This is a genomic window from Thioalkalivibrio sp. ALJ12, from assembly GCF_000378305.1.
In the GTDB taxonomy this organism is placed as follows: Bacteria; Pseudomonadota; Gammaproteobacteria; order Ectothiorhodospirales; family Ectothiorhodospiraceae; genus Thioalkalivibrio.
The window spans coordinates 491,765-499,952 of record NZ_KB899540.1 but is presented as its reverse complement, the minus strand read 5'-3'; the positions used below and the strand labels follow the sequence as shown (position 1 = coordinate 499,952).

The 8,188-nt window shown below is 62.1% G+C and carries 17 protein-coding genes; all 17 read left to right on the top strand.

Annotation, left to right across the window (positions count from 1 at the left end; all coding sequences use genetic code 11):
• On the top strand, positions 1 to 1,190 hold a 1,190-nt coding region (tuf, locus tag F467_RS0112735), incomplete at its 5' end, for an elongation factor Tu (RefSeq protein WP_018138205.1).
• 5 nt (positions 1,191 to 1,195) lie between these two features.
• Positions 1,196 to 1,507 carry a 30S ribosomal protein S10 gene (gene rpsJ, locus F467_RS0112730; RefSeq protein WP_012983533.1) on the top strand — a complete coding sequence of 104 codons (312 nt, stop codon included), beginning with the start codon at positions 1,196 to 1,198 and terminating at the stop codon, positions 1,505 to 1,507.
• A gap of 111 nt (positions 1,508 to 1,618) precedes the next feature.
• Positions 1,619 to 2,263, top strand: a complete 645-nt coding sequence (rplC, locus tag F467_RS0112725; RefSeq protein WP_018138204.1) for a 50S ribosomal protein L3 — start codon at positions 1,619 to 1,621, stop codon at positions 2,261 to 2,263.
• Between the two features lie 5 nt (positions 2,264 to 2,268).
• The gene (gene rplD / locus F467_RS0112720) at positions 2,269 to 2,874 is read left to right on the top strand and encodes a 50S ribosomal protein L4 (protein ID WP_026182195.1); all 606 of its coding nucleotides are present in this window, start codon (positions 2,269 to 2,271) and stop codon (positions 2,872 to 2,874) included.
• A complete protein-coding gene (gene rplW / locus F467_RS0112715) occupies positions 2,871 to 3,167 on the top strand; it encodes a 50S ribosomal protein L23 (protein WP_012983530.1) in 297 nt (98 codons plus the stop codon). Before rplD ends, rplW begins: the two co-directional genes overlap by 4 nt.
• Before the next feature lie 2 nt (positions 3,168 to 3,169).
• Positions 3,170 to 3,991: a 50S ribosomal protein L2 gene (gene rplB, locus F467_RS0112710; RefSeq protein WP_018138202.1), complete on the top strand. Its 822-nt coding sequence runs from the start codon at positions 3,170 to 3,172 to the stop codon at positions 3,989 to 3,991.
• Positions 3,992 to 4,003: 12 nt separating this feature from the next.
• Positions 4,004 to 4,276 (top strand): 30S ribosomal protein S19, encoded by a 273-nt coding sequence (gene rpsS, locus F467_RS0112705; RefSeq protein WP_017926381.1) that lies wholly within the window; start codon positions 4,004 to 4,006, stop codon positions 4,274 to 4,276.
• A gap of 9 nt (positions 4,277 to 4,285) precedes the next feature.
• Positions 4,286 to 4,624: a 50S ribosomal protein L22 gene (gene rplV / locus F467_RS0112700; protein WP_012983527.1), complete on the top strand. Its 339-nt coding sequence runs from the start codon at positions 4,286 to 4,288 to the stop codon at positions 4,622 to 4,624.
• Between the two features lie 2 nt (positions 4,625 to 4,626).
• Positions 4,627 to 5,307: a 30S ribosomal protein S3 gene (gene rpsC / locus F467_RS0112695; RefSeq protein WP_012983526.1), complete on the top strand. Its 681-nt coding sequence runs from the start codon at positions 4,627 to 4,629 to the stop codon at positions 5,305 to 5,307.
• 12 nt (positions 5,308 to 5,319) lie between these two features.
• Complete coding sequence (gene rplP / locus F467_RS0112690) at positions 5,320 to 5,733, top strand: 50S ribosomal protein L16 (RefSeq protein ID WP_012983525.1); 414 nt, start codon at positions 5,320 to 5,322, stop codon at positions 5,731 to 5,733.
• Positions 5,733 to 5,924, top strand: coding sequence for a 50S ribosomal protein L29 (gene rpmC, locus F467_RS0112685; RefSeq protein ID WP_018138201.1), 192 nt, complete (start codon positions 5,733 to 5,735; stop codon positions 5,922 to 5,924). Before rplP ends, rpmC begins: the two co-directional genes overlap by 1 nt.
• A 4-nt stretch (positions 5,925 to 5,928) precedes the next feature.
• Positions 5,929 to 6,195: a 30S ribosomal protein S17 gene (rpsQ, locus tag F467_RS0112680; protein WP_018138200.1), complete on the top strand. Its 267-nt coding sequence runs from the start codon at positions 5,929 to 5,931 to the stop codon at positions 6,193 to 6,195.
• A gap of 21 nt (positions 6,196 to 6,216) precedes the next feature.
• The gene (gene rplN / locus F467_RS0112675; protein WP_012983522.1) at positions 6,217 to 6,585 is read left to right on the top strand and encodes a 50S ribosomal protein L14; all 369 of its coding nucleotides are present in this window, start codon (positions 6,217 to 6,219) and stop codon (positions 6,583 to 6,585) included.
• A gap of 7 nt (positions 6,586 to 6,592) precedes the next feature.
• Complete coding sequence (gene rplX, locus F467_RS0112670) at positions 6,593 to 6,907, top strand: 50S ribosomal protein L24 (protein WP_018138199.1); 315 nt, start codon at positions 6,593 to 6,595, stop codon at positions 6,905 to 6,907.
• A 16-nt stretch (positions 6,908 to 6,923) separates the two neighbouring features.
• Positions 6,924 to 7,463 (top strand): 50S ribosomal protein L5, encoded by a 540-nt coding sequence (gene rplE / locus F467_RS0112665; RefSeq protein ID WP_018138198.1) that lies wholly within the window; start codon positions 6,924 to 6,926, stop codon positions 7,461 to 7,463.
• Positions 7,464 to 7,476: 13 nt separating this feature from the next.
• Positions 7,477 to 7,782: a 30S ribosomal protein S14 gene (gene rpsN, locus F467_RS0112660; RefSeq protein ID WP_018138197.1), complete on the top strand. Its 306-nt coding sequence runs from the start codon at positions 7,477 to 7,479 to the stop codon at positions 7,780 to 7,782.
• 13 nt (positions 7,783 to 7,795) lie between these two features.
• Entirely contained in the window at positions 7,796 to 8,188 is a 393-nt protein-coding gene (rpsH, locus tag F467_RS0112655) for a 30S ribosomal protein S8 (protein WP_018138196.1), read from the top strand.

Sequence of the window (8,188 nt, the reverse complement as noted above, 5' to 3'; positions counted from 1 at the left end):
TGTCCAAGGAAAAGTTCGAGCGTAAGAAGCCGCATGTGAATGTGGGGACGATTGGTCATGTGGACCATGGCAAGACCACGCTGACGGCGGCGATGACTGCGGTGCTGGGCAAGAAGTACGGCAGTGAAGCCCGTGCGTTTGACCAGATCGACAATGCGCCGGAAGAGAAGGCGCGCGGGATTACGATTGCCACGGCGCACGTGGAATACGAATCCGACATTCGTCACTACGCGCATGTGGATTGCCCTGGGCACGCGGACTACGTGAAGAACATGATCACGGGTGCGGCGCAGATGGACGGCGCGATTCTGGTGGTGTCCGCGGCCGATGGCCCGATGCCGCAGACCCGCGAGCACATCCTGCTGGCGCGCCAGGTCGGTGTTCCGTACATCGTGGTGTTTCTGAACAAGGCCGACATGGTCGACGACCCCGAGCTGCTCGAGCTGGTCGAGATGGAAGTGCGCGACCTGCTGTCTTCCTACGACTTCCCGGGCGACGACACCCCGGTGATCACCGGTTCCGCGCTGAAGGCGCTGGAAGGTGACGAGAGCGAAGTGGGCGCGCCGGCGATCTACAAGCTGGTCGAAGCGATGGACACCTGGATTCCGGAGCCGGAACGCGCCGTGGACGGCGACTTCCTGATGCCGGTGGAGGACGTGTTCTCGATCTCCGGCCGCGGCACGGTGGTGACCGGTCGTATCGAGCGCGGTGTGGTCAAGGTGGGCGAGGAAATCGAGATTGTCGGTATCCGCGACACCCAGAAGACCACGGTCACCGGTGTCGAGATGTTCCGCAAGCTGCTGGACCAGGGCGAAGCGGGCGACAACGTGGGCATTCTGCTGCGTGGTACCAAGCGCGACGAAGTGCAGCGTGGTCAGGTGCTGTGCAAGCCGGGTTCGATCAACCCGCACACGCATTTCGAGGCCGAGGTGTACATCCTGGGCAAGGACGAGGGTGGTCGTCATACCCCGTTCTTCAATGGTTATCGCCCGCAGTTCTACTTCCGCACGACGGACGTGACGGGTTCGGTGGAGCTGCCGGAAGGCACCGAGATGGTGATGCCGGGTGACAACGTGAAGATGACCGTGTCGCTGATCAGCCCGATCGCGATGGAAGATGGTCTGCGCTTTGCGATTCGCGAAGGCGGCCGCACCGTCGGCGCCGGCGTCGTATCCAAGATTATTGAGTGAGTGAGATGGCAAACCAGCGTATCCGAATTCGCCTGAAGGCCTTTGACCATCGACTGATCGACCGCTCGGCGGCCGAGATCGTCGAAACCGCGAAGCGTACGGGCGCCCGCGTGAAGGGGCCCATCCCGCTCCCGACCAAGCGTGAGTCGTACACGGTCCTGATCTCGCCGCACGTCAACAAGGACGCGCGAGACCAGTACGAGCTGCGTACGCACAAGCGTTTGATGGACATCCTCGATCCGACCGACAAGACCGTGGATGCCCTGATGAAGCTGGACCTCGCCGCGGGCGTGAATGTTCAGATTCGACTTAACTAACTCGTAACTTTCTGCCATACTATTGGGCTTTCCGTGGCCCGGCGGGATTGTTCGCCGGGCCGCGGCTTTAGGGCGCTTGCCAGCGCCGTTCGATACGGAAGGGGTTTTGCAATGGCCATTGGACTCATCGGTCGCAAACTAGGCATGAGCCGCGTCTTCACTGACGACGGCGTCTCCGTGCCGGTGACTGTGCTGCAGGTGGACAACAATCGCGTAGTCCAGATCAAGCGCAGCGAAGGCGACGGCTACAACGCGGTCCAGGTGACGGCCGGCGCACGCAAGGCGTCCCGGGTCAGCAAGCCCGAAGCGGGGCACTATGCTGCGGCCTCGGTCGAGCCTGGGCGCGGTCTCTGGGAATTCCGCGTTGAGGCGGATGAGCTCGAGGGCCTGGCCCCGGGTGACACCATCACGGTTGATCGCTTCGAGGAAGGTCAGGTCGTTGACGTGACCTCTCAGAGCAAGGGCAAGGGTTTCCAGGGTGCGGTCAAGCGTCATAACTTCCGCACGCAAGACGCGACCCACGGTAACTCGCTGGCGCACCGCGCCCCGGGTTCGATCGGGCAGAACCAGAGCCCGGGTCGTGTGTTCAAGGGCAAGAAGATGGCGGGCCATATGGGCGCCGAGCGCAAGACGATCCAGAACCTGAAGGTTGTTCGGGTGGATGCGGATCGCAGCCTCGTGCTGATCCAGGGCGCGGTGCCGGGTGCGCCCAGCACTGACGTGATGATTCGTCCGGCCGTCAAGGCGAAGGGTTGAAGACAATGCAAGTAACGACAGCCGATACCGGTGCCAGCGTAGAGTTGTCGCCCGTGTGCTTCGAGCGGGACTTTAACGAGTCGCTGGTGCACCAGAGCGTAGTGGCCTTCCTCGCGGGGCAGCGCCAGGGCACCCGTGCGCAGAAGACGCGCTCCGACGTGAGCGGCGGTGGTGCGAAGCCGTTTCGCCAGAAAGGCACGGGCCGCGCCCGTGCCGGTACGATCCGCAGCCCGCTGTGGACCGGTGGTGGCAAAGTCTTTGCGGCGCGCACCCGGGACTTCTCGCAGAAGCTGAACAAGAAGATGTATCGCGCCGCGATGGCGTCGATCCTCTCCGAGCTGGTCCGTCAAGAACGGCTGAAGGTAGTGGCCGACTTCGCCGTGGCATCGGGCAAGACCCGCGACGGCGTTGCCAAGCTCAAGGAGCTGGGTCTCGCGAAGGGGCTGGTCGTGCTGGCCGAGGCGGATGACATGACCGCTCGTGCGGTGGGTAACGTGCCGCATATCGACATCGTCGACGTTGCCGGCATCAATCCGGCCAATCTGGTCGGTGCGGAGACGGTCGTGATGACCGAAGAGGCGATCCGCAAGGTTGAGGAGTGGCTGGCATGAATGCGCGTCTGATGCAGGTAATTCAGGGCCCGGTGGTTTCCGAGAAATCCACCATGGCCGGCGAGGTCGGTCAGTACGTGTTCCGCGTGCTGCCCGACGCGAGCAAAGAAGAAATCAAGGCGGCGGTCGAGCATCTGTTCCAGGTGCGGGTCGAGAATGTCCGCACCCTGAACCAGCAGGGCAAGAAGAAGCGCTTTGGGCGCCTTTTTGGGCGCCGCAATCACTGGAAGAAGGCTTATGTCGCGCTGGCCGAAGGCGAGAGCATCGACATGGGTGAAGGAGACCAGGTCTAGTCATGGCGATTATCAAGACGAATCCGACTTCGGCCGGTCGTCGTCACGCGGTGCAGATCCGTGGCGACAACCTGTACAAGGGTGCGCCGCATGCCGCGCTGGTCGAGAAGAAGACCCGTAGCGGCGGTCGCAACAACACGGGCCGTATTACTACGCGGCACGTGGGTGGCGGTCACAAGCAGCGCTACCGTGTGGTCGACTTCAAGCGCAACAAGGACAACGTGCCGGCGCGGGTCGAGCGGCTGGAGTATGATCCGAACCGCAGCGCCCACCTGGCCCTGCTGCTGTACGCCGACGGCGAGCGTCGCTACATCATCGCGCCGAAGGGTCTGAACCAGGGTGATCAGGTCGCGAGTGGTAACCAGGCCCCGATTCGTCCGGGCAACGCCATGCCGCTACGCTCGATCCCGGTCGGTACCACCGTGCATTGTGTCGAGCTCAAGCCCGGCAAGGGTGCCCAGATGGTTCGCTCCGCCGGTACGTCCGCGCAGGTCGTGGCCCGCGAAGGACAGCACGCCACCCTGCGTCTAGGTTCGGGCGAGATGCGGCGCGTCCTGTCCGAGTGCCGCGCCGTGGTGGGCGAAGTTGGCCACTCCGAGCACAGCCTGAAGAAATACGGCAAGGCCGGCGCCAAGCGCTGGAAGGGTGTCCGCCCAACCGTGCGTGGTACCGCCATGAACCCGGTCGATCACCCGCATGGTGGTGGCGAAGGCCGCAACTTTGGCCGTCATCCGGTGACCCCGTGGGGTCGTCCGACCAAGGGTTACAAGACCCGCAATAACAAGCGTACCGACGGCATGATTGTTCGTCGGCGTAAGAAGTAACGGAGTCCCAGCATGCCGCGTTCACTGAAGAAAGGCCCGTTTGTCGACCACCACCTGCGCAAGAAGGTGGAAGATGCGGTCGAGAAGAGCGATCGTCGACCGATCAAGACCTGGTCCCGGCGTTCGATGATCATCCCGCAGATGGTCGGGTTGACCATCGCCGTCCACAACGGCCGGCAGCACGTGCCTGTCCTCGTCAACGAGAACATGGTGGGCCACAAGCTGGGCGAATTTGCCTTGACGCGGACCTTCAAGGGTCATATCGCGAACAAGAAGTCGCGCTGAGGACGAACGATGGAAACGATTGCAAAACTGCGTTTCGCGCGGATCTCCCCGCAAAAGGCTCGCCTGGTCGCCGACCAGGTGCGTGGCCTGCGGGTGGAAGAGGCGCTCAACGAACTCACGTTCAGCGCGAAGAAGCCGGCCGCCATTGTGAAAAAGGTGCTGGAGTCCGCCATCGCGAACGCGGAAAACAACGACGGTGCCGACATCGACGAGCTGCGCATCTCGCGCATCCAGGTCGACGAAGGGCCGGTGCTCAAGCGGATGCACGCGCGTGCCAAAGGCCGCGGTAACCGCATCCTGAAGCGCACCAGCCATATCGTCATCGGCGTTAGCGAGAAGGGAGCCTAAGCATGGGTCAGAAAGTACATCCGACCGGCATCCGCCTGGGCATCTCTCGCCCGTGGTCGGCCACCTGGTACGCCGACGGCCGCGAGTTTGGCGAGACGCTGAACAACGACATCAAGTTGCGCGAGTTTCTGCAGAAGAAACTGGCCCACGCGTCGGTGAGCCGCATCAGCATCTCCCGCCCGGCGAAGGCCGCGCATATCACGATCCAGACCGCGCGTCCGGGCATCGTGATCGGCAAGAAGGGCGAAGACATCGAGAAGCTGCGCCAGGACGTGGCCCGCGAGACGGGTCTCGAGAAAGGCACGGTCAAGATCAATATTGAAGAGGTGCGCAAGCCCGAGATCGAGGCCCAGCTGGTGGCCGAAGGGATCGCGCAGCAGCTGGAGCGCCGCATCATGTTCCGCCGCGCGATGAAGCGCGCCGTCGGCAACGCGATGCGCCTCGGCGCCCAGGGCATCAAGGTGCACGTGTCCGGTCGCCTGAACGGCGCCGAGATCGCGCGCTCCGAGTGGTACCGCGAAGGCCGCGTGCCGCTGCATACCCTGCGTGCTGATATTGACTATGGGTTTGCCGAAGCGCGGACCACCTACGGGATCATTGGCGTGAAGGTGTGGATCTTCAAGGGCGAGGTCTTTGGCCTGGAGCCGACCGAAGGGACCCGTGCCGCCGCCAACGCGAGCTAGGACTGAAAGATCATGCTGCAGCCAAAAAGAACCAAGTTCCGCAAGCAGTTCAAGGGCCGTAACCGGGGCATGGCCTCGACCGGCGCCAAGGTCAGCTTCGGCGAGTACGGCCTGCAGGCCGTCGAGCGGGGCCGGATTACGGCTCGCCAGATCGAGGCCGCGCGTCGCGCGATGGTCCGCCACATCAAGCGTGGCGGGAAGATCTGGATTCGGGTGTTCCCGGATGTGCCGGTGACCAAGAAGCCGCTTGAAGTCCGTATGGGTAAGGGTAAGGGCGGCGTCGAGTACTGGGTTTGCAAGGTGCAGCCTGGTCGCATGCTCTACGAAATGGAAGGTGTGCACGAGGACGTCGCGCGTGAGGCGATGCGTCTGGCGGCAGCCAAATTGCCGGTGAAGACGGTGTTTACCCGTCGGCAGGTGATGTGATGAAAGCGAGCGAACTGAGAAAGAAATCCGACGACGAGCTCAGCACTGAGCTCGAGGCGCTCTACAAGGAGCAATTCGGGCTGCGTATGCAGAAGGCCGTCGGCCAGCTGGCGCGCCCCGACCGGGTGGGCAAGGTCCGGCGCGAGATCGCGCAGATCAAGACGCTGATGAACGAACGAAAGGCAGGCTAAGAAGATGACCGAGCAAGTCTCCAAAACCCAGCGATCCGTCGTTGGGCGCGTGATCAGCGACAAGATGGACAAGACCCGCACCGTCCTGGTCGAGCGCCGCGTGCGTCATCCGCTGTATGGCAAGTTCATTCGGCGCAGCACCAAGCTGCACGTCCATGACGAAGACAATGTCTCGCGCATGGGTGACCGTGTGCGTATCCGTGAGTGCCGGCCGATGTCCAAGCAGAAGCGCTTTGCCCTGATCGAAGTGGTCGGGCAAGACGCGCTTTAATCGGCCGCTGGGAGAGAAGTCATGATTCAAATGCAGACCGTTCTCGAGGCCGCCGATAACAGCGGCGCCCGTCGCATCCAGTGCATCAAGGTGCTGGGCGGCTCGCACCGTCGCTATGCGCGCGTGGGCGATGTGATCAAGGTGAGCGTCAAGGACGCCATCCCGCGCGGCAAGGTCAAAAAAGGCGACGTCTATAATGCGGTCGTCGTGCGCACCGCCGCGGGTGTTCGGCGCCCCGACGGTTCGATCATTCGTTTCGACCGCAATGCGGCGGTGCTGCTGAACAATCAGCATCAGCCGATCGGCACTCGTATCTTCGGGCCGGTGACGCGTGAACTGCGAGGGGAGAAGTACATGAAGATCATCTCCCTCGCCCCGGAAGTGCTGTGAGGTCGTCATGAATAAGATTCGCAAAGGCGACGACGTCGTCGTGATCGCAGGAAAGGACAAGGGCCGTCGAGGCACCATCATCAAGGTGCTGGATGGCAAGGTCCTGGTCCAGAACATCAACATGGTGAAGAAGCATCAGAAGCCCAATCCCCAGCGTGGGATCGGGGGCGGGATCATCGAGAAGGAAATGCCGATCGATGTCTCCAATGTGATGCTCTTTAACCCGGCAACCGACAAGGGTGATCGCGTGTCGTTCAAGACCCTGGAAGATGGCCGCAAGGTCCGTGTCTTCCGATCGAACGGCGAGGTCGTGGACGCATAACGCGGACGGACGGTTTATGGAACGCTTGAGAGAAGAATACGAATCCAACGTGAAGCAGGCGCTGCAGAAGCAGTTCAGCTATGCCAACGTGATGGAGATCCCGCGTGTCACCAAGGTAACCCTGAACATGGGTCTGGGTGATGCAGTTGCGGACAAGAAGATCATTGAACATGCGGTCAGCGACATGACGGCCATCGCCGGGCAGAAGCCCGTGGTGACGAAGGCCCGCAAGTCGATCGCCGGGTTCAAGATCCGTGACGACTATCCGATCGGTTGCAAGGTGACCCTTCGTAGTCGGCAGATGTACGAGTTTCTGGATCGCCTGATCAACGTGGCGTTGCCGCGTGTGCGGGATTTCCGTGGCTTCAGCGCAAAGGCGTTTGATGGCCGTGGGAACTACTCCATGGGCATCAAGGAACAGATCATCTTTCCCGAGATTGATTATGACCGTGTCGACAAGATTCGCGGCATGGACATCACGATCACAACCAGCGCGAAGACGGACGAGGAAGCCAAGGCCCTGCTAGAAGCCTTCCGTTTCCCGTTCCGGAACTAAGAGGTAGGCGCACATGGCGAAGACATCGATGATCGAGCGCGAGAAGAAGCGCGCCCATCTGGTCCAGAAATATGCCGCAAAGCGTGCGGAACTGAAGGCCATCCTGGTGGACGAAACCAAGTCCTCCGAGGAACGCCTGGCCGCGATGCATGCATTGCAGAAGCTGCCGCGTGATTCCGCGGCGGTGCGACAGACAAACCGCTGTGGCGTCACCGGTCGCCCGAAAGGTTATTACCGTCGGTTCGGCCTTGGGCGGAACAAGCTGCGGGAGCACGCCATGAAGGGCGAAATCCCGGGCCTGCGCAAGTCGAGCTGGTAAGGAGACAGAAGCAATGATGACCGATCCGATTTCCGACATGCTCACCCGCGTGCGCAATGCGCAGCGCGCGAACAAGGAGCAGGTCGCGATCCCGTTCAGCAAAGCCAAGGAGCGAATCCTCAAGGTGTTTGCCGACGAGGGCTATGTGGGCGACGTCCAGGTCGAGGGCGAGGTCGCGCAGAAGAAGCTGGTGGTGAAGCTGAAATATTTCGAGGGGCGTCCGGTCATCGAAAGCGTTGAACGGATCTCCCGCCCGGGCTTGCGGATCTACCGCGGCAAGGACGAGCTCCCGCGTATTAACCAGGGGCTCGGTGTCGCGGTGATTTCCACGCCGCAGGGTGTCATGAGTGATCGCGCAGCCCGGGCCGCCGGCCAGGGCGGCGAGGTCCTCTGCAAGATTTACTGA